Annotated in this window: 19 protein-coding genes; 5 read left to right on the forward strand and 14 right to left on the reverse strand. The window is 44.1% G+C overall.

The window, feature by feature from the left end; all coding sequences use genetic code 11:
• Positions 1-22 precede the first annotated feature (22 nt).
• The 5 genes from DW793_RS06390 to DW793_RS06410 form a co-directional block, all read right to left on the reverse strand.
• Positions 23-877, reverse strand: coding sequence for an ABC transporter permease (locus DW793_RS06390; protein ID WP_147338624.1), 855 nt, complete (start codon positions 875-877; stop codon positions 23-25).
• A 5-nt stretch (positions 878-882) separates the two neighbouring features.
• Complete coding sequence (locus DW793_RS06395; protein WP_118157395.1) at positions 883-1,338, reverse strand: CDP-glycerol glycerophosphotransferase family protein; 456 nt, start codon at positions 1,336-1,338, stop codon at positions 883-885.
• The gene (locus DW793_RS06400) at positions 1,260-2,006 is read right to left on the reverse strand and encodes a CDP-glycerol glycerophosphotransferase family protein (protein WP_118157396.1); all 747 of its coding nucleotides are present in this window, start codon (positions 2,004-2,006) and stop codon (positions 1,260-1,262) included. The genes DW793_RS06395 and DW793_RS06400 overlap by 79 nt, the downstream gene beginning before the upstream one ends.
• On the reverse strand, positions 2,006-2,842 hold the full coding sequence (locus DW793_RS06405) for a glycosyltransferase (protein ID WP_022288487.1): 837 nt from the start codon (positions 2,840-2,842) through the stop codon (positions 2,006-2,008). Before DW793_RS06405 ends, DW793_RS06400 begins: the two co-directional genes overlap by 1 nt.
• A 162-nt stretch (positions 2,843-3,004) precedes the next feature.
• Positions 3,005-3,370, reverse strand: coding sequence for a MerR family transcriptional regulator (locus DW793_RS06410; RefSeq protein WP_117859077.1), 366 nt, complete (start codon positions 3,368-3,370; stop codon positions 3,005-3,007).
• 277 nt (positions 3,371-3,647) lie between these two features.
• Here DW793_RS06410 and DW793_RS06415 point away from each other — a divergent pair, with 277 nt between their 5' ends.
• Together DW793_RS06415 and DW793_RS06420 are read left to right on the forward strand one after the other, a co-directional pair.
• Positions 3,648-4,070, forward strand: coding sequence for a hypothetical protein (locus tag DW793_RS06415; RefSeq protein ID WP_118157397.1), 423 nt, complete (start codon positions 3,648-3,650; stop codon positions 4,068-4,070).
• Positions 4,034-4,381, forward strand: coding sequence for a M15 family metallopeptidase (locus DW793_RS06420; RefSeq protein ID WP_252969710.1), 348 nt, complete (start codon positions 4,034-4,036; stop codon positions 4,379-4,381). Before DW793_RS06415 ends, DW793_RS06420 begins: the two co-directional genes overlap by 37 nt.
• Before the next feature lie 164 nt (positions 4,382-4,545).
• Here DW793_RS06420 and DW793_RS06425 read toward each other — a convergent pair whose 3' ends face one another.
• Complete coding sequence (locus DW793_RS06425; protein WP_181988306.1) at positions 4,546-5,418, reverse strand: LysR family transcriptional regulator; 873 nt, start codon at positions 5,416-5,418, stop codon at positions 4,546-4,548.
• A 199-nt stretch (positions 5,419-5,617) separates the two neighbouring features.
• Here DW793_RS06425 and DW793_RS06430 point away from each other — a divergent pair, with 199 nt between their 5' ends.
• From DW793_RS06430 to DW793_RS06440, 3 genes are read left to right on the forward strand one after another with little or no spacing between them, the layout of a single operon-like run.
• On the forward strand, positions 5,618-6,049 hold the full coding sequence (locus DW793_RS06430; RefSeq protein ID WP_022288492.1) for a MarR family winged helix-turn-helix transcriptional regulator: 432 nt from the start codon (positions 5,618-5,620) through the stop codon (positions 6,047-6,049).
• A 25-nt stretch (positions 6,050-6,074) separates the two neighbouring features.
• Positions 6,075-7,832, forward strand: a complete 1,758-nt coding sequence (locus tag DW793_RS06435) for an ABC transporter ATP-binding protein (RefSeq protein WP_118157400.1) — start codon at positions 6,075-6,077, stop codon at positions 7,830-7,832.
• 12 nt (positions 7,833-7,844) lie between these two features.
• Positions 7,845-9,746, forward strand: coding sequence for an ABC transporter ATP-binding protein (locus tag DW793_RS06440; RefSeq protein ID WP_118157420.1), 1,902 nt, complete (start codon positions 7,845-7,847; stop codon positions 9,744-9,746).
• A 101-nt stretch (positions 9,747-9,847) separates the two neighbouring features.
• Here the strand turns inward: DW793_RS06440 and DW793_RS06445 are convergent, their stop codons facing one another.
• The 8 genes from DW793_RS06445 to DW793_RS06480 form a co-directional block, all read right to left on the reverse strand.
• Positions 9,848-10,096 carry a hypothetical protein gene (locus tag DW793_RS06445; protein ID WP_022288495.1) on the reverse strand — a complete coding sequence of 83 codons (249 nt, stop codon included), beginning with the start codon at positions 10,094-10,096 and terminating at the stop codon, positions 9,848-9,850.
• A gap of 96 nt (positions 10,097-10,192) precedes the next feature.
• Positions 10,193-12,958 carry a right-handed parallel beta-helix repeat-containing protein gene (locus tag DW793_RS06450; protein ID WP_118157401.1) on the reverse strand — a complete coding sequence of 922 codons (2,766 nt, stop codon included), beginning with the start codon at positions 12,956-12,958 and terminating at the stop codon, positions 10,193-10,195.
• Between the two features lie 205 nt (positions 12,959-13,163).
• The gene (locus tag DW793_RS06455; RefSeq protein ID WP_118157402.1) at positions 13,164-13,973 is read right to left on the reverse strand and encodes an RnfABCDGE type electron transport complex subunit B; all 810 of its coding nucleotides are present in this window, start codon (positions 13,971-13,973) and stop codon (positions 13,164-13,166) included.
• Positions 13,974-13,995: 22 nt separating this feature from the next.
• Positions 13,996-15,267, reverse strand: a complete 1,272-nt coding sequence (locus DW793_RS06460; protein WP_117864891.1) for a 2-hydroxyacyl-CoA dehydratase — start codon at positions 15,265-15,267, stop codon at positions 13,996-13,998.
• Positions 15,268-15,282: 15 nt separating this feature from the next.
• Positions 15,283-15,852, reverse strand: a complete 570-nt coding sequence (locus DW793_RS06465) for an electron transport complex protein RnfA (RefSeq protein WP_022288499.1) — start codon at positions 15,850-15,852, stop codon at positions 15,283-15,285.
• A 2-nt stretch (positions 15,853-15,854) separates the two neighbouring features.
• Complete coding sequence (locus DW793_RS06470; protein ID WP_022288500.1) at positions 15,855-16,538, reverse strand: electron transport complex subunit RsxE; 684 nt, start codon at positions 16,536-16,538, stop codon at positions 15,855-15,857.
• Positions 16,531-17,091, reverse strand: a complete 561-nt coding sequence (locus DW793_RS06475) for an FMN-binding protein (RefSeq protein ID WP_118157403.1) — start codon at positions 17,089-17,091, stop codon at positions 16,531-16,533. Before DW793_RS06475 ends, DW793_RS06470 begins: the two co-directional genes overlap by 8 nt.
• Positions 17,088-18,029: an RnfABCDGE type electron transport complex subunit D gene (locus DW793_RS06480; protein ID WP_117938824.1), complete on the reverse strand. Its 942-nt coding sequence runs from the start codon at positions 18,027-18,029 to the stop codon at positions 17,088-17,090. Before DW793_RS06480 ends, DW793_RS06475 begins: the two co-directional genes overlap by 4 nt.
• Positions 18,030-18,036: the final 7 nt, after the last annotated feature.

Here is an 18,036-nt window from a genome sequence, read left to right on the forward strand (position 1 = left end):
AGTCAGTTCCTTTCAGCCTTTGTTACAGAACATCAGGAAGTATCTTCCTGAACTTCTTATAGGTGTGCGCTCCGAGGAATATCATAAAGATAAACTCCGCATAGAACACCATAGTTTCGGTGGTATAGTTAGAATCAAAAATAAACGTGTCTGTAAGGAAGCTCTTTCTATAGCCGTTTACAAAATAGTTTATTGGGTTGAAATACATAAGCTTTCTCAGCCACAAAGGTGAGATATCATATGTGTTCCAGAATATACCTGAAAGCCAGAAAAGTCCTGTTATAATAGAGTTTATAAGATTTTCAAAATCCTTGCTGAACGCACTTAGAGGAGCAGTCATCCACGAAAGCACAAGGAAGAAAAAATACATCATCAGCGCATAATAGATAAACTGAAGATTGTAAATGCTCGGTCCAAAGCCCAGACACAGCAACACCACATACATTATAGCACACAGCAAAATGTGGATATAAAGTCCCGAAAGTGAGGTAAAGGTCATGATATTTGAAACAGGGAATGACAGCTTTGTTACAAACTGCTTGTTGCTTCTTATTGACCTCGATCCTCCAACGATACATTCTGAAATATAAAACCACGGCACATAGCCGGTGAGCATGAAAACGAACTGAGTATACTTTCCGTTAATGAAATGCACTCCACCGTTTCTTTTTAAACCTATCTCAAAGGCAAACCACAGTATAAACAAGGTAAAGGTCGGCTTGATAAGCGCCCAAATCGGACCTAACGCCGCGCCCTTATACTTCTTTTTCAGCTCGTTCACCGACAACATTCTTATCTGTCTGAGCTTTCCCTTATGCTCTTTCAATATCTGGGTAAGCCCGAACCAATCAAACTTTTTTCCTTCTATTTTTATCATCTCCGTCAAAAACGCTCTTTTCCCAAAGCGCTGTCGATTATTCTTTCCGTTGACCTGCCGTCGCAGGCAGACATATATTTTTCCGTGAAACGCTCCACTCCCTCACGGTCAAAGCTCTTTTCACTATCAAGCACAGCCTGTGCAAGCTTCTCTCCCTCCGTCACCAAAGGCGCAGGCATATCTGTTTTATAATCAAGATAAAAGCTCCTGCCCTTGCTGTAGCTCTCTATATCAGGGGCAAATATCACCCACGGCTTTTTATACAGTGCATACTCGAACACAAGCGACGAATAGTCCGTCACAAGCACGTCTGCCACAGGCATGAGCCTGTTTGTAGCAATATCGCAGTTAGTCAGCCCGCTGTGAAGTCTGGGGTGCATTTTTATAACGACTTTCCAAGCCTCCCCAAGCTTTTTTTCAAGCTCTGCGGCATACTCCTCGCCCACGCAATGACAATCCAAAGCATTCCCCCTGACGTCGGCGCATAAAGCACTATCTTCTTGCCCTTATAGTCGGGATATCTCTCAAAGAACTCACGTCTGCACTGCTCGTTGTAGCTTTCATCAAAGAACACGTCCGTACGGCTGACGCCAAGGGGCTTTACGATATCTTCTTTCAGCCTGAACGCAGACACAAAAGCCTTTACGCACTCTTTACTGCTCACAGTGATAAGGTCAAAATTTCTTGTAACAGAGCCTTTGAAATGGGAAGATATATCCTCCTCGCTGTCATAGCCGAACTTTTTCAATGCTCCGCAGGAATGCCAAAGCTGAACCACTGTCGTTTCCTCACGCTTTTTGCAGGAAGTCACAGGCACAAAATAGTTGCATATGAACACAGCCCTTGCATTTGCGTAAGCTTTCATAAAGCTCATCATATATTTAAGCCCCGAGACCATTCCACAGCTTGAAAGGTCGCAGTACATCTCCCTGACCTTATAGCCACGGCTTTGAAGCTCCGCTTTTATAAGCTCCATGCTCTCAGGAGTAGAAACGCTGTTAAGGTCTGCAAGGATAACGAGCTTTTTGTCTATATCCTTTTTCTTTGACAGCTTGTAGCACAGTGGCAAAAGCGTTTTTTGCAGTGCTGATTTTATGTGCTGTCTTATTATACGTTTGCGGCTCTCCATTATCCCCTAAGAAACCTCTTATATATCTTGCCTGTCAGCGATTTCGGCATTATGAAAATGAAAAACTGAAAAGTGCATGGAACAATAAAGTCCCACAGGTTTGAATATCCCATACGGAATATCTTCCACCTGACATTCACAAAGGACTTTGTGTTCGCCCAGTTTCTTCTTCTCTCATAATTGTTCGCCGTAACTCTGTACATCACAAGCGTTTTGTCAAGATTTATTCCCCTTGCGCCGTCCGCAAGCATTTTCACCACGAACTCATAGTCCTCACAGCGTTTTATATTGCTGTAACCTCCCACGCTCAAAGCACGGGATTTCTTATAAACAAGGGTCTGATTATTGAACGGATTTCTCCGCCTTGCATATTTGTGTATCTCTTTATTGGTCAGCGGCGTTTTCTTTGTGGCTATCACTTCGCCCGTCTGACTGTCGAACTCGTCTATATAAGCCCCAAGCATATCTATCTCAGGGTGCTTCGCCAAAGCATAAAGCGACCTTTCACAGCGGTCAGGCTTAGCTATATCGTCAGAGTCCATTTTGACTATATACTCATTTTTGCAGGCGTCTATACCTCTGTTAGCGCATCTTCCTGTGCCAACATTCTCCTTGAGCCTTATGGGGTGAAAGCACTCGTAATTCTCCTCATAGTAGTCTACGACCTCGTCAAGCTCTTTTGTGAGCTTTCCATCGCACACAAGCACAAAATCGTTCGTCACATAGGTCTGTGACAGCATACTCTCGATACTTGCCCTGAGATGTTCAGGCTTCTCTCCTGCATAAACAGACATAAGCACGCTGTATTCAGGCAACTCCACATTTTTCACTACCATAGCGCACCGTCCTTTTTTCATTCTGTCAAAATTATCCCCACAAATCTGTAAGCTATTCCATTATACCATTAAAACCGCTGTTTGTCAACGCAGATAAGGCTGTTAAAACAACACAAAAAGGGCGGCATTTTACTGCCGTCCTTTGTATCAAGACCTTATCCGTCACTTTATGACCTTAGCGCATATCTTTTCGTAATTGTCTATCTTATAGTTGAGTCTGTCGATAGTCGCAGCTATCTCAGCCTGCTTTTCAAGGAGATCTTTTCTCTGCTCTATAAGCAGATTTTTTCTTGCCTCGATAGTGCTGTCGCCCTGCTGATACAAAGCAACATACTCTATAAGGGCTTCTATTTGCAGACCTGCGCCTCTCATGCACTTTATAAACTCTATCCAATTGCATGAACTTTCATCATAGTCCCTAAGACCGCTTTTCGTTCTCGGCACAGGCGGGATAAGTCCTATACGCTCATAATATCTCAGTGTATCGGGTGTAAGCCCGTATTTCTCACTAACTTCAGAAATAGTCATAGCTTTCTCCTTTTAACAACACCACATGGGGTTTATGTGATATTGCCTATTGATTTTTCAATTATATTTTACTACCTGGAGTTAGCTCCAAGTCAAGACCTTTTCTATAAAATCGTCGATATGCACAAATCGTCATGCAAAATTTGTTATCACCGACAATATTTTAACGCTAGTCCGACACATTAAGAAAATCTTATGAAACAATTAAGCTAATACTCATGCGAAAACCTCTTCATTATGGTATCATTGATACAGCAAAAGCAAAGGAGCGGTCATTATGACAAAGAAAAACAAAAAGCATATCGTAATCGCCACTGCAATCATTATTTTGGTTGTGGCATTGCTTATATACAGATATTACATTCCTGATATGAAGCCCAAGAAGCAGTTCACACCTGCATCAGTGGAATACACCTATGACGACAGCGTGACTTCATCTCAGCTTGCAGAGTATAATGCCCGGCAGGACTGGCAGCTCACATTGGTGAACAATGACACGCCTATATGCGATAATTGCTCAGTGATACTCACCGCCCTTGACAATGGTCAGGCAGTGGACTGCCGCATTTACCCACAGCTTCAGAAAATGTTTGATGACGCACGCTCGCAGGGATATATCCAACTATCACATCATCGTTCCGCACCGCAGAGGATCAGCAGGACATACTTGAGAGCAAATATGAACACTATCAGAAAATAGGCTACAGCGACAAAAAAGCGAAAGCCTATGCGGAAGAATGGGTGGCAATGCCCGGCACAAGCGAACACGAGCTTGGTCTGTGCGTTGATATCGCAAGCGGTGACAGCAGAGTTACAAATCAGGAAGTATGGGATTGGCTCGCCAAAAACAGCTACAAATATGGCTTTATAGAGCGTTACACAGCCGAAAAGCAGGATATTACCGGTATTATTCCAGAAGAATGGCACTACAGATATGTTGGCGAAAAGGCGGCAAAGGAAATGTATGAAAATGGCCTCTGCCTTGAAGAATACTTGCAGAAAGCGTCATAAAAATGAAATTATGTACCCATTGTTTGATATGTAATACTGCGGGCGAACGCTGTTCGCCCCTACCACTTATTGATATGCGATTTTGTGTAGGGGCGACCTGAGGTCGCCCACTAATTATTTTCTTTGCAACACTCACAGCACTGTATCTCCACGATGCAGTGCTTTTATTTTGCATATATTTTCTTCAATATCCTTATCATATCCTTTGCCTGCTTTTCAAGCTGTGACTTGAGATAATACACCCCGAAGGACACTTCCCTCACGCCATTTATAGGGATACATTTAAGCGGACCTCTGTAGGTTTCCCCTATCATAGGGTAGACAAAAAAGCCTATCCCTGCCTCCGCCATTGTGATAGCACTTTCATAATCGCCGCAGAATGTTATCTTTTCCACATTTCCCTGTGCAAGAAGTTTGTGCTGAAATGAGAAAACCTCTTCAGGACAGGTGTGCCGCTCTATGAAAAGCGGTCTTCCTGAAAAGTCCTCTATGTCAAGGCTTTCAGCCGCCGCAAGTGGGTGATCCTTTGTGCAAAGGCACATGAGCGGACAGCGGCAAAGCTCAGTGTAATCAAAAGGCTGTTTATGAGGACTTTTAAATGACAGAAGAAGCTGTATTTTCTGATCTTTAAGCTGATTGTCTATAGACTTGAAAGGCAGAATATGTATTGACGGCAAAAGATCATCATAAAGCCTGGACATTTCTCTTAGGGCAGGAGTCAAAACGTTCAGCTCCGCCTGATTGTGACAGCCTATGCTTATCCTCACAGGTTCGTCCTCAGGCTTTTCTGACAGCCTGAATTTTGCCGAGCCTGCTATTTTTAGTATCTGCTCTGCGTCTGAAATAAACATTATACCCTCTCTTGTGAGTGAAACGCTCTTGCTCGTTCGCACGAAAAGCTTCACCCCTAGCTCGTCCTCCAAAGAACCTATCTGGTGGCTCACCGCAGGCTGAGTGATGCTCACAGATTCCGCCGCCTTGGAAAAGTTAAGATACTGCGCCACAGCCAAAAAGCACTCCAATTGTACAGTATTCACAAAAAACGCCCCTTTATGTTTGTTCATTTCCGCAAATTGTTTCGTTTGGTAAACAATTCTTAATAAAAATTAAATTTGATAGCAATCTATAAAATTCTTTTATTCATTATAACATATTTGTATTTCACTTTCAAGTAAAAGTGTGATATTATTAATTAAAGCAAAATGTTAGGCACAAAAATGTAAGGAGGCGAACAATTTGGCAGATAACAGAAAAAAGAACATTCTGCGGTATTCCAAATACATTCATCTGAAAATAGAATGCGAGATAAACACCATGCTCGCAGGCAAGGGTATAACCGCCGCTCAGAGCCATGTGCTTATGTACATAATGGAACATAATGGCGAGCCTGTTTTCTCAACGGCGATACACCACGATCTGAATATTTCCCGTGCGACGGTATCAGGACTTATAAAAAAGCTCCGTGCAGGAGGATATCTCTCCTATGAGGGCAGTGATGATGACGAGCGTCACAAGAAGATAATAGCAACCGAGAAAGCCTATACCCTCCAGCAGGACATTTGCGACTGTCTTAAAAAGATAGAAACAATGGCTTTCCGTAATTTTACAGATCAGGAGCTTGACGAAATGGAACGGCTCCAGAAAAAGATGATAGACAATACAATATAAAAATAAGCGAGAGGAGGGATCTGGCTTGAAAGAAATACTAGCACAGATCAAACAGTACAAGAAGGACTCCATTCTGACCCCTGTCTTTACCGCACTTGAGGTCTTTATGGAAATGCTTCTGCCTTTTATAATGGCGAAGATAATCGACGACGGCATTGAAAAGGGCAACATGACAAACGTTTATATTTTTGGTGGCGTAATGGTAGTGGCGGCAATGGTCAGCCTGCTTTCGGGCTTTCTTGCAGGAAAATATGCGGCTTCGGCTTCATCAGGCTTTGCCTGCAATCTTCGTGAAGCTATCTACCGCAAGGTGCAGACCTATTCGTTCTCAAACATCGACAAGTTCAGCACCGCAGGTCTTGTAACAAGAATGACAACTGACGTTACAAACGTTCAGAACGCATACCAAATGATAATCCGTATCGCAGTGAGAGCGCCGCTAATGCTCATCTGCTCAATGGCAATGTGCTTTGCAGTAAGCGGCTCAATGAGCATTATATTCCTTGCAGCTATCGTTCTTCTTGGCATAGTTCTTGGAATCATCGTTAAAAAGACGATGAAAGTTTTCACAGAAGCTTTCAAAAAGTATGATGACCTTAACGCAAGCATACAGGAAAACGTATCGGCTATCAGAGTTGTAAAGGCATATGTAAGAGAGGACTTCGAGCAGAAGAAATTCAAGAAAGCTTCGGGCAACCTCTACAAGATGTTTGTAAAGGCTGAGAGCCTTATCGCACTGAATAACCCTGTTATGATGTTCGTTATCTACTCCTGCATAATGCTCATAAGCTGGCTTGGCGCAAAGAATGTTGTTGCAGGCACTATGAAAACAGGCGAGCTTTCATCTGTTTTTACATATGTTATCTCCGCCATGATGTCACTTATGATGCTCTCTATGATATTCGTTATGATATCAATGAGCACAGCAAGTATCAGACGTATCTCAGAGATACTCAAGGAAACACCTGATCTTCACAACGGTGAGAACCCAGCAAAGGATATGAAAGACGGCTCTGTTGACTTCAACAATGTAAGCTTCTCATACAAGCATGGAAGCGGAAAAATGGTGCTTAACAATATCGACCTGCACATCAAGTCTGGCGAAACTATCGGCATCATAGGCTCAACAGGCTGCGGAAAGACCAGCCTTGTAAATCTTATCAGCCGTCTTTATGACGTTGACGAAGGTTCTGTGTGCGTTGGCGGCAAGGACGTAAGAGATTACGATATGGAATATCTGAGAGATCAGGTTTCTGTAGTATTGCAGAAAAACGTGCTTTTCTCAGGCACTATCCTTGACAACCTACGCTGGGGCAACGAAAACGCCACAGACGCCGAGTGTATCGAAGCCTGTGAGGCTGCCTGCGCTGACGAGTTCATTGAACGCTTTCCTGACAAGTATGAAACTTATATCGAGCAGGGCGGTACAAACGTATCAGGCGGACAGAAGCAGCGACTTTGTATTGCAAGAGCGCTTCTTAAAAAGCCAAAGGTTCTTATCCTTGACGACTCCACAAGCGCAGTAGACACTGCAACAGACGCAAAGATAAGAGCGGCATTCGCAAAGTCTATCCCAGGCACGACAAAGTTCATTATCGCACAGAGGATCTCAAGCGTTCAGGACGCCGACAGGATAATCGTTCTTGACGGTGGAAAAGTAAACGGCTTTGACACACACGAAAAGCTTGTTGAAACAAACGAGATATACCGTGAGATATATGAATCTCAGGTAAAGGGCGGCGGAGATTTCGACGTTCAGTCAGCAGGAAAGGAGGAAGCTTAAATGCCTAAGCCAATGAATAAAGAAATGGGCGGCAAGCCTAAAATGTCAGGCGACCAGATGAAAGTCCTCGGTAGAGTAATGAAATATATGCTCAAAAACTATAAATTCTCATTTATAATAGTTGTGGCGTGCATACTTATTCAGGCTGTCACCACACTTGCGGGAATGATGTTCATACAGTCACTTGTTGATGACTACATCACACCGATGCTAAAGACCTCCAGCCATGATTTTTCACCACTTGCAAAAGCTCTCGGCGGTCTTGCTGTAGTATACGTTGTGGGCATTGCGGCTTCATACGCATACAACAGGATAATGGTAAACATCGGTCAGGGTACGCTGAGAAACATAAGAGATGATCTGTTTCTCAACATGGAAACACTTCCTATCAAGTATTTTGACACACACCCGCATGGCGACATCATGTCAGTATACACAAATGACGTTGATACTCTCAGACAGTTTATCAGCCAGAGCATACCTCAGCTTATAAACTCTCTTGCAACACTTATATCCACCCTCGTTTCCATGATAGTCCTCAACATTCCTCTTACCATACTCTCTATCGCAATGGCATTTGTAATGGTAAAGGTGACCAACGATCTCGCTTCAAAGTCAGGAGCGCACTTTGCAGCTCAGCAGCGTGACCTTGGTGCAGTTGACGGCTTTATCGAGGAAATGCTTGACGGACAGAAAGTAGTAAAAGTGTTCTGTCACGAGGATAAGGCAATAGAAGACTTTGTAAAGATAAATGACAAGCTGAGAGTCAGTGCAAACGAAGCTAACAAGTACGCTAACATCATGATGCCGATAAACGCAAATATCGGAAACCTCAGCTATGTGCTTTGTGCCATTGTGGGAGCTATCCTTGCCATAAACGGCTATGCAGGTCTTACCCTCGGCACTATCGTAACATTCGTATCCCTTAACAAGAACTTCACACAGCCTATCACACAGATAAGCCAGCAAATGGCATTCGTTGTTCAGGCTACCGCAGGCGCAGGCAGAGTGTTTGACCTCCTCGACCAGAAGCCTGAAACAGACGAGGGCTATGTTGAGTTCGTTAATGCAAAATATAACCTGAACGGTGAGCTTGAAGAATGCAAAGAGCGTACAGGCATATGGGCTTGGAAGCATCGTCATCAGGCTGACGGCACTGTTGACTACAAGAAAATGGAGGGCGAGGTCGTATTTGACGGTGTTGACTTCGGATATGACGACAGCAAGATAGTTCTTCATGACGTAAAGCTTTTTGCAAAGCCTGGTCAGAAGATAGCTTTTGTTGGCTCAACAGGCGCAGGAAAGACAACTATCACAAATCTTATCAACCGCTTTTATGACATTCAGGACGGCAAGATACGCTATGACGGAATAAACATTACAAAGATAAAGAAGCCTGCTCTGAGAAAAACTCTCGGCATAGTTTTGCAGGACACACACCTTTTCACAGGCACAGTAATGGAAAATATCCGCTACGGCAACCTTGACGCCACCGACGAGGAATGTATGGCAGCCGCAAGGCTTGCAAACGCAAACGGCTTTATAGAAAGACTTCCTGACGGCTACAACACTGTTCTCACAGGCGACGGCTCGAACCTTTCACAGGGTCAGCGTCAGCTCATAGCCATTGCAAGAGCGGCAGTCGGCGATCCTCCTGTTCTTATCCTTGACGAGGCTACCTCCTCTATCGACACAAGAACAGAGAGTCTTGTTCAGGCTGGTATGGACGCTCTCATGCAGGGCAGAACAACATTCGTTATCGCCCACAGACTTTCAACTGTCAGAAACTCAGACTGCATAATGGTACTTGAGCAGGGCAGGATAATCGAGCGTGGCACACATGACGAGCTTATTGCCAAAAAGGGCAAGTATTATCAGCTCTACACAGGAAACTTCGCAGAAGAAACAGCATAAAAGGGGCTATTCCGCCCAAAGAAAAACGCCACGGAGAGAATATCTCCGTGGCGTTTTTGTGCAATAAAAATGCGGCTGACAAAAGCCAACCGCAATAAATCTTATTCTTCTTCCTCTTCGTCCTCATCGAAATCTTCTTCATCGATGCCCATTGGACGAGGCATATCATCTGTCATAGGCTCATCTGCTCTTCTGAAATATGAGTCGAAATCAAAACGTCCCATGCAGATACGCTCCCAGTATGGCTTACCCGGCTCAAGCACCATAACATTATGCTCATGAACTTCGATAACATCATAGATCTTGCCGTATGAATCCTTTACCTGATCGCCCTTTACAACATTGGTCATTATATTCACCTTCCTTGTCATATCTTGAATTATACCACATTATAAGAGCCTTGTCAATCGGCTTGGAAAATTTTTTGCCCTAAATACTTACCTTCTTCACAGCCGACCACTTGCCGTACACTTTGGTCTTGCCAATGGTCTTATAATCCTTGCCTTGACGTAATATGTCTTTTTGCTTTTAAGACCTTTTATTGTGCCTTTGTTCTTTGAGTTTCCGCTGAGCCACAAGGACTTGCTGTTCTTAAAGCCACTGTTGTCGGCATATGACACTTGATAGCCTGAATTTGAGCTGTGCTTTGCAAGAGTGACCGCTATCTTCTTTCCGCTCTTGTCACCCTTGGCAGAAATGCTCTGTCCCTGTGGGTTTATCTTGAAAGTCTTTGTTATCTTACCTGTGTAGCTTCCCTTCCCTGTGACAGTCACCTTAGCAGTGCCTATACCCTTGTTTGCAGAGTAGCTTACAGTATAGTCCCTGTCCTTTTTGAGAGTGACATTTCCGTCCTTTACAGTGACAGCAGGCTTCAGCGCCTTACCTGTCCACACCTGATCTGACACCTTAACAGACGCCTTCTTGACAGATCTTTTCGTTGCTGATCTTACCTTTATCTCATCGGAATATCTACCATATACCCTCTTGCCTGACACATTTTCATAACAGCGTACTTTGTAATAATAATCTGTGTTCGCCTTGAAAAATCCATCTGTAAACTTTCCTTTTGCAGTCGTCCCCACGGCAGAATATTTTCCCTTTGCGCCTGTTTTCCTGTATATCTCATAGCCGCATTTGTTAGTTGATCTGCCAGAAAAGCTGATCTGTATATCCGTGTTATTCACAGAATTAACAGACAATCCTGATACTCTCGGCAGGCTGATAGAAGAATCAGCGCTCTTTGACACTGCCGCAGACTTTGAGCCGTTCACAGCGTTGTCTTTCAGCGAAGCCTTGCTGTGAGAGCTTACGCTTATGCCGCTTTTTCCTGAGCCACTTATGCTGTTTGAATTTACACTCACAGAACTGCTGTAATTTGACACGCAAATGCCGTTCTGCTTGCTGATTGATATCTTATTTAAACTTAGAGCCACACTGCCGCAGTGGTCTGTAACAAGCACACCATGCTTGCCTGCGCCAGAAACAGTGTTTGAGGTTGCCTTGCCCGAAGCGTTCTTGCTGAACACGATACCATGCCCCACGGCATTTTTAACTTTGTTGCCTGAGCACTCGCCCTTTGAGCCGTTATAAATAAGAATGCCCGTGTCCCCCGCCTTTGAAATGCTGTTGGACTTTATCACAGCTGAAGAATTTGCAGCCACTGCTATGCCATGCTTTTTCGCTGAATTTACGCTGTTTGAGCTTGCACTATTGTTCTCAGAGCCGTTGTAGATATTTATTCCGTTCATTCCAACGTTTTCTATGGTATTGTTCTCAAGGGTATTCCCTGAGCTGTCAGTAAGGGAAGCACCGTTTCTGGCTGAGCCTGAAATGTAGTTATCTGTTATCTTTATATTGTCGCACTCGTTGAGAGTAAGACCATTTTTATCCTTGTAATTAACACCGTCCTGCTTTGTAACGAGAATATTTGATTCGATACTGCAATTCTCAGCGTCATTAAGTGCGATAGTGGTTCCGTTGCTCTCGATTCGATTTTCGACGATCTTTACTCCTGCCACTCTGAAATTATAGTCAGGGATAACACCGTTGTCCTTGACCTCATACCCTGTCAGGCGTATGCCGCTTGTAATGCCATATTCGTCATCACCGCTTACAGAGATAGTGTTAGATGAAATAACAGAGTTTGCATCGTCATCAAAGCCGTCAACTGCTTCCTCCATAGACTTCACCACAGGAGGATTGAAATTGTTGTTAGGCAGGCTGGACATTGCCTTGAACTCTATACCGCTTGCGCAGTTTGTGATAGTGTTATTTGTTATGGTACAATTCTTGTAATTGTACATTATCATTGCCATATCGTCGAGATTCTCAAAAACATTGCCTTTGATAAGGATATCTGTGTAATAGATACCAAGAGTGGCGGAATGAGAACCAAGACCTCTGCAAATGCCAGAGAAAAGATTATTCTTTATGACCACATTTTCGCATGATGTATCGTCAAAAGGCGCATAGCCTGCAAAAACTCTGCTGTTGTTCATGCAATCAAGCTGAATGGCTTCTTTTTTCCTGTAGCCTGTATATCCTGTAAAAGTACAGCCCTCTATGGTGACGTCAGCCGCACCGCCTATCTCCATATGATGACCGTTCTCGTTATTTTTGACGTGCATATCTCTCAGAAGAATATTTCTGCAATGTGCAAATCTGATATTTGAAAAATCTGCGGTATTTGGCCACTGGTCTGTGTTTCCGTTCCAAAGCCCGCCCTCGACGATAACATTTTTAACGCCGTCATAGCCGCCGATACCATTATTATCGCACCTGAGCATAGGTCCATAGGAAATGCACCTTTTTATCTCAACGCCCTCTTCACAGTATATCCAAGTATCGCTGTATACCACAAGTGCAGAAGAAATAAGATACGTTCCCTTTGGTATCACGACCTTTGTGAAAATGCCCTGTCCTGAATTTTCCTGTGCAGCGTCAAGTGCCTGCTGTATCTGCTTTTCGGTCATGGCGTTTCCTGTGTTGTCTGCACCGAAGTCATTAACCACGTTATAAGTGACGATTTCCATGCCGTCTGTATCAAAATACGCACCTGTCACAGCCGTATCTGCCGCTTCTGCCACCGATGTTATAGCCGTAGAGAAGCCCTCTGGAATCACTGTGATAACGAGCAAGAGCGTTGTCAAAAGTGCCGCTATCCGTCTGAAAACGTTTTTTTCACTGATAATTCTGTAGTCTTTAATGTTCATTCTTCTGTGTTCTCCTTAAAGTTCGGCTATATTTTTCTTGCCGCTGACAATTATTCGTACAAATAGTATTATAAATCATTTATAAGTATCTGTCAACAAACGCTAAACTTTTCGTGAACACTGCACAAATTTGGCTGTGTATTTTTGGCACAAAAAAAGCTCCCCTGACGCATAAACGTCAAGAGAGCCTTTGAAGCAAAATATTTTACTGCACTTCCACTTTTTTGCCCATGATAGACCTGATAGCGTGGACACGGCACACCTCTGCACACTTTCCGCAGTTTGTACACTTGTCATAGTCGATAACAGCGTGGTTGTTCTGCACTGTAACGGCACCTGACGGACAGTTTTTCTCGCAAAGCTTACAGCCTATACAGCCGTTAGGACAAACAGACCTTGTCACTCTGCCCACATCTCTTGATGAACAGCAGATATCCACAGCCTGAGAGATCCTTCTCACTGCGATAAGACCATTTGGACAGGCTTTTGCGCAAAGCCCACAGCCCATGCACTTTGCTTTGTCGATAACGGCAATGCCGTCAACGATAGATATTGCCCCCTGAGAGCAGACCTTGATACAATCGCCGTAGCCTAAACAGCCGCTTGTGCAAAGCTTGCTTCCGTCATAAAACCTGTTGCACGCCACACAGCTCTGAATGCCGTCAAAATCGTATTTATGCGGTGTATGAGAGCAATCTCCCGAACAGCGCACGAAAGCCACCTGTGGCTCTGTTACAGTCACTTCAACGCCCATTATCTCGGCTATCTTCTTTGCAGCAGCCTCGCCTCCAGGACGGCAAAGGTTACATTCCGCACCCTTGTTCACGATAGCGTCGGCATAGTCTGCACAGCCTGAAAAGCCGCAAGCACCGCAGTTTGCCTGCGGAAGCGCTTCTGCGATAGCGTCAACACGCTCATCCACCTCAACGGCAAAAACCTTTGAAGCCACCGTCAGCAGAACGCCTGCCAATATGCCCAAAGCGGCAAATATAGCCAAAGGGATCAAATATTCCATATCATTCTCCTCTTTCAGAATTTCAGTTTTTGTTGTGTTTCATTATATTATTATCCATAAAATCAAGGGTCATCTTAATGCGGTTTTTGATATTAACGTCCGCTGTTCCCGAATCGTGATCGACCGCCGTTATGATGCTGTCTGGGTAGAGCTTTTTTATACGCTTTATTATGCCTCTTGCACAGGTGTGGCTCACAAGGCAGCCAAACGGCAACAGCATCACAACACCTTTGCAGCCGTTCTTCAACGCTGAACACATTTCTGCACCGATAAGCCAGCCGTCCCCCATTGTTTCGCCAAGGCAGCCAAAGTTTTCACCGTAGCTTTTCAAGGATCTATAGTCTTCCATAGGCTCGAAACCGTTTTGTACAAGTGCAGAATTCATTTTGCACCAAAGCGTTTTCATATAGGCAATAAGGACTTTTGCTCCCACACCTGCCAAGGTTTTTCTTCCGTAAATGTTATCATCATTTGTACAGGAATCGGCAAGGTACATTATGTATGGAACAAAGCCGCTCATATATATCTGACAACCGAGATCACGGAGGTATTTCTCCGTTTCGCCGTTGCCGAGAGCACAGAATTTTATGTAAAGCTCCCCTGTTACGGCGACCTTTTTGACCGATCTGCTTTTATCACAATTTATTGTAGCAAAGCTTTCGCATATCTTGCGGAATATGACGCACATTGAGATCGGATCGGCTGCTTTGCCATGCTCAAAGAGCCGTGACAGCCTGCTGTTCCATAGGCGGACTTTATCAAGCGTTTCACCCTTCTTTAGTTCATAGGGTGAAAGCTCATTATAAAGATACAAAAGCAAGTCACTGTAATAGATCGCTGCACAAGCCGTCAGCACCATTTTAGGCGTTATGGAAAATCCGCTGTGTTTCTCAACGCCGCTGACATTAAGTGACACCACAGGAACATTTTGCAGACCGGCTTTCAAAAGAGCTTTTCGCAGCAGCATAATGTAATTGCACGCTCTGCACCCTCCTCCTGTTTGAGGCAGCAGCAGGGCTGTTTTTGCGGTGTCATATTTGCCGCTTTTCAATGCACATATGAACTGTCCTATTATGAGGTTGCAGGGAAAGCAGACATCATTATTTGAATATTCCCAGCCTGCGTTTATCATTTGTGACCGACTGTATTCGTTCACCCCGATAACGTCGCACTTATATCCGCCGCTAAGAAATGCATATTTAAGCAGTGGAAAGTGGAAGTCAAGCATTGATGGTATCAATATAGTGTGGGTCTTTTTCATCGGCTTTGTAAATTCAACCCTTGATCGTTTCATATCGATAAATTATTATCAGATTATTCCCGAAAAGCCCATAAAGCTTAGCGAAACGATAGACGCCGCAATGAGCGTTGCAGGCACGCCCTTGAAAGTTTCAGGAAAATCGCAGTTTTCTATCCTTGCTCTTACTCCGCTGAAAAGCAAGAGGGCAAGAGTAAACGCAAGTCCTGTTCCAAGTGCGTTTGTAAGGGACTGAAGAAAATTATAGCCGTTGTCTATGTTTCCGATAGTAACACCCAGCACCGCACAGTTGGTTGTGATAAGAGGCAGATAAACGCCCAGTGCCTTATAGAGAGGCGGCATCATCTTTTTCATGACTATCTCAACAAGCTGAACGAACATTGCTATAACAAGTATGAATGCCACTGTTTTAAGATACTCTATGCCAAAATGCTCAAGAAGTCTGTATACAGGATATGTGATAGCTGTTGCGCATATCATAACGAATATTACCGCTGCACCCATTCCCACAGATGATTTCATCTGCTTTGATACGCCAAGGAAAGGACATATTCCCATGAACTGAGAAAGCACAACGTTATTTACGAACACACAGCCAATAAGTATAAGTATGTAACTCATTTTTATGCCTCCTCACTCTCTGTTCTGCACTGACCCTTGCACAAAGCTGCATTTGGACAGCCCGAGCAGGATATCTCCTTAGGCGGCTTCTTGTTCGCTATCTTGTTCACAAGTGCGATAAGACAGCCAAGCACGAAAAATCCGCCTGCCGGCATGATGAACACTGTCATAGGATCGTCGCACAGGAAAGGTATCTTGAAGCCGAACCATGAGCCTGTGCCAAGTATCTCTCTTATAGAACCCATTGTGAAAAGTGAAAGTGTAAATCCAAGACCCATTCCAAGTCCGTCAAGTATGGACGGGAATATCTTGTTCTTGCTGGCAAAAGCCTCCGCTCTGCCAAGGATAATACAGTTTACCGTGATAAGTGACAGGAATACGCCTAATGCACTGTAAAGCTCAGGTATATAGCCTTTCATAAGAAACTCGATAAGAGTAACGAAGCCTGCGATTATTACGATAAAACAAGGCAGTCTTACAGCCTTTGGGATAACGTTTTTCAAAAGGGATATAACAAAGTTTGAGCAGACAAGCACGAACGTTGTGGCAAGTCCCATTCCGATACCGTTTTTCGCCATTGTTGTGACCGCAAGGGTTGGACACATACCAAGAAGCGTAACAAGCGTCGGGTTTTGCTTTATGATACCCTTTGTAAATTCATACAGATTAGAATTTTTCTCAGCCATTGAGTATCTCCTCCTTATGCTCGTCAAAAAGCTTCACAGCCTTTTTGCACGCAGATTTCATTCCCTTTGAAGAATAGGTGGCAGCGGTAACATTGTCGATAGAATTTTCATCAGTGTCAACACCAAAGCCCTTTAGCTTTGAAAGAAAACTATCGTCCTGCACCTTTGTGCCAAGACCAGGAGTTTCGCCTATAGAGAGAAATTCTATCCCCTCCACAGTTCCTTCGCTGTTTATACCGATAAGCAGATGAAGTCCACCCTTTGAATAGCCGTCCTCAGTTATCTCGATAACGCATCTGCCGTTATCTTTATCTGCGATAATGGAGTTCACGCCCTCTGCATCAAATGTGACCGGGGTCTTGCCGTCACCCTCGCCGTCAAGCATTATCTCATAATCGCCCTTGCCGAATATCTCCTCACAGCCCTTTTTCATATCGTCTGTAAGAACACCTGTATTGTCAACATATGTGGCATTATAGGCAAGCACCAAAAGTCCGCTGACAACTATACATATTATAGTCAGAACCAATGGAGGCATTATTTTATCTTTCATTCAGACTTCGCCTCCTTCTTCTTTGTTATAGCCCCTAAAGGCTTAGTTTTTGTTATCATGTCGATATATGGTGTAAGTATATTCATAAGCAGTATTGAGAATGAAACACCCTCAGGATAAGAGCCAAAGAAACGAATCACGCAGGTTATCACGCCGCAGCCGATACCGAATATCACCTTTCCTGTTTTTGTAACAGGAGTTGTAACATAGTCAGTTGCCATGAAGAATGCACCGAGCATTACACCGCCTGCAAGTATCTGATAGATACCGTCCTCGCCGCAGAGGTAAGAGAACACGAAAACTGTGCCGATAAATGCAAGAGGTGTATGTACTGAGATTATCTTCATCATTATAAGGTATATGCCGCCAATGAGCAAAGCCGCCGCAGACACCTCGCCAAGACAGCCGCCTACTTTTCCAAGGAAAAGATCGAGATAATCGGCAGGGGCGGAATGTGCCGCCGCAAGAGGTGTTGCACCTGTTACGATATTGTCAGGGTCATAGAAAGGCACTACCCAATGGGTCATGTTGCCTGTGAAAGCAAGCATAAGAACTATTCTTCCCACGATAGCAGGGTTGGCAAAATTCTGTCCCAGACCGCCAAAAAGCTGCTTTACGATTACGATAGCAACGAATGTGCCGATAGCAGCCTGCCAGTAAGGCATTGTCACAGGGAGATTGAACGCTAAAAGCATACCGGTCACAAGTGCCGAAACGTCCTTTGTGGAATCAGGTCTTTTCATTATAAGATTGCAAAGCCTTTCCCATATGAGTGCCGTTATCATGCAGAAGCCTGTGAGCATGAGCGCACGTCCGCCGAAAACATAGGCAGACATTGCAAGTGCAGGGCAAAGTGCCACAAGCACATGGGTCATCACCTTAGAGGTAGAAATATTATCCCTTATCTGAGGTGAAGGGCTGACAAGCATTTTTTCCATATTTTCT

This window comes from Ruminococcus sp. AM31-15AC (assembly GCF_003462045.1).
GTDB lineage: Bacteria > Bacillota > Clostridia > Oscillospirales > Ruminococcaceae > Hominimerdicola > Hominimerdicola aceti.

Bases quoted from the DNA above. Each gene is read 5' to 3' on its own strand.
- DW793_RS06410 (WP_117859077.1), bottom strand. From the start codon at position 3,370: ATGACTATTTCTGAAGTTAGTGAGAAATACGGGCTTACACCCGATACA.
- DW793_RS06400 (WP_118157396.1), bottom strand. From the start codon at position 2,006: ATGGAGAGCCGCAAACGTATAATAAGACAGCACATAAAATCAGCACTG.
- DW793_RS06455 (WP_118157402.1), bottom strand. From the start codon at position 13,973: ATGGAATATTTGATCCCTTTGGCTATATTTGCCGCTTTGGGCATATTG.
- DW793_RS06475 (WP_118157403.1), bottom strand. From the start codon at position 17,091: ATGAAAGATAAAATAATGCCTCCATTGGTTCTGACTATAATATGTATA.
- DW793_RS06415 (WP_118157397.1), top strand. From the start codon at position 3,648: ATGACAAAGAAAAACAAAAAGCATATCGTAATCGCCACTGCAATCATT.
- DW793_RS06440 (WP_118157420.1), top strand. From the start codon at position 7,845: ATGAATAAAGAAATGGGCGGCAAGCCTAAAATGTCAGGCGACCAGATG.
- DW793_RS06460 (WP_117864891.1), bottom strand. From the start codon at position 15,267: ATGAAACGATCAAGGGTTGAATTTACAAAGCCGATGAAAAAGACCCAC.
- DW793_RS06445 (WP_022288495.1), bottom strand. From the start codon at position 10,096: ATGACCAATGTTGTAAAGGGCGATCAGGTAAAGGATTCATACGGCAAG.
- DW793_RS06450 (WP_118157401.1), bottom strand. From the start codon at position 12,958: ATGAACATTAAAGACTACAGAATTATCAGTGAAAAAAACGTTTTCAGA.
- DW793_RS06480 (WP_117938824.1), bottom strand. From the start codon at position 18,029: ATGGAAAAAATGCTTGTCAGCCCTTCACCTCAGATAAGGGATAATATT.
- DW793_RS06470 (WP_022288500.1), bottom strand. From the start codon at position 16,538: ATGGCTGAGAAAAATTCTAATCTGTATGAATTTACAAAGGGTATCATA.
- DW793_RS06390 (WP_147338624.1), bottom strand. From the start codon at position 877: ATGATAAAAATAGAAGGAAAAAAGTTTGATTGGTTCGGGCTTACCCAG.
- DW793_RS06405 (WP_022288487.1), bottom strand. From the start codon at position 2,842: ATGGTAGTGAAAAATGTGGAGTTGCCTGAATACAGCGTGCTTATGTCT.
- DW793_RS06465 (WP_022288499.1), bottom strand. From the start codon at position 15,852: ATGAGTTACATACTTATACTTATTGGCTGTGTGTTCGTAAATAACGTT.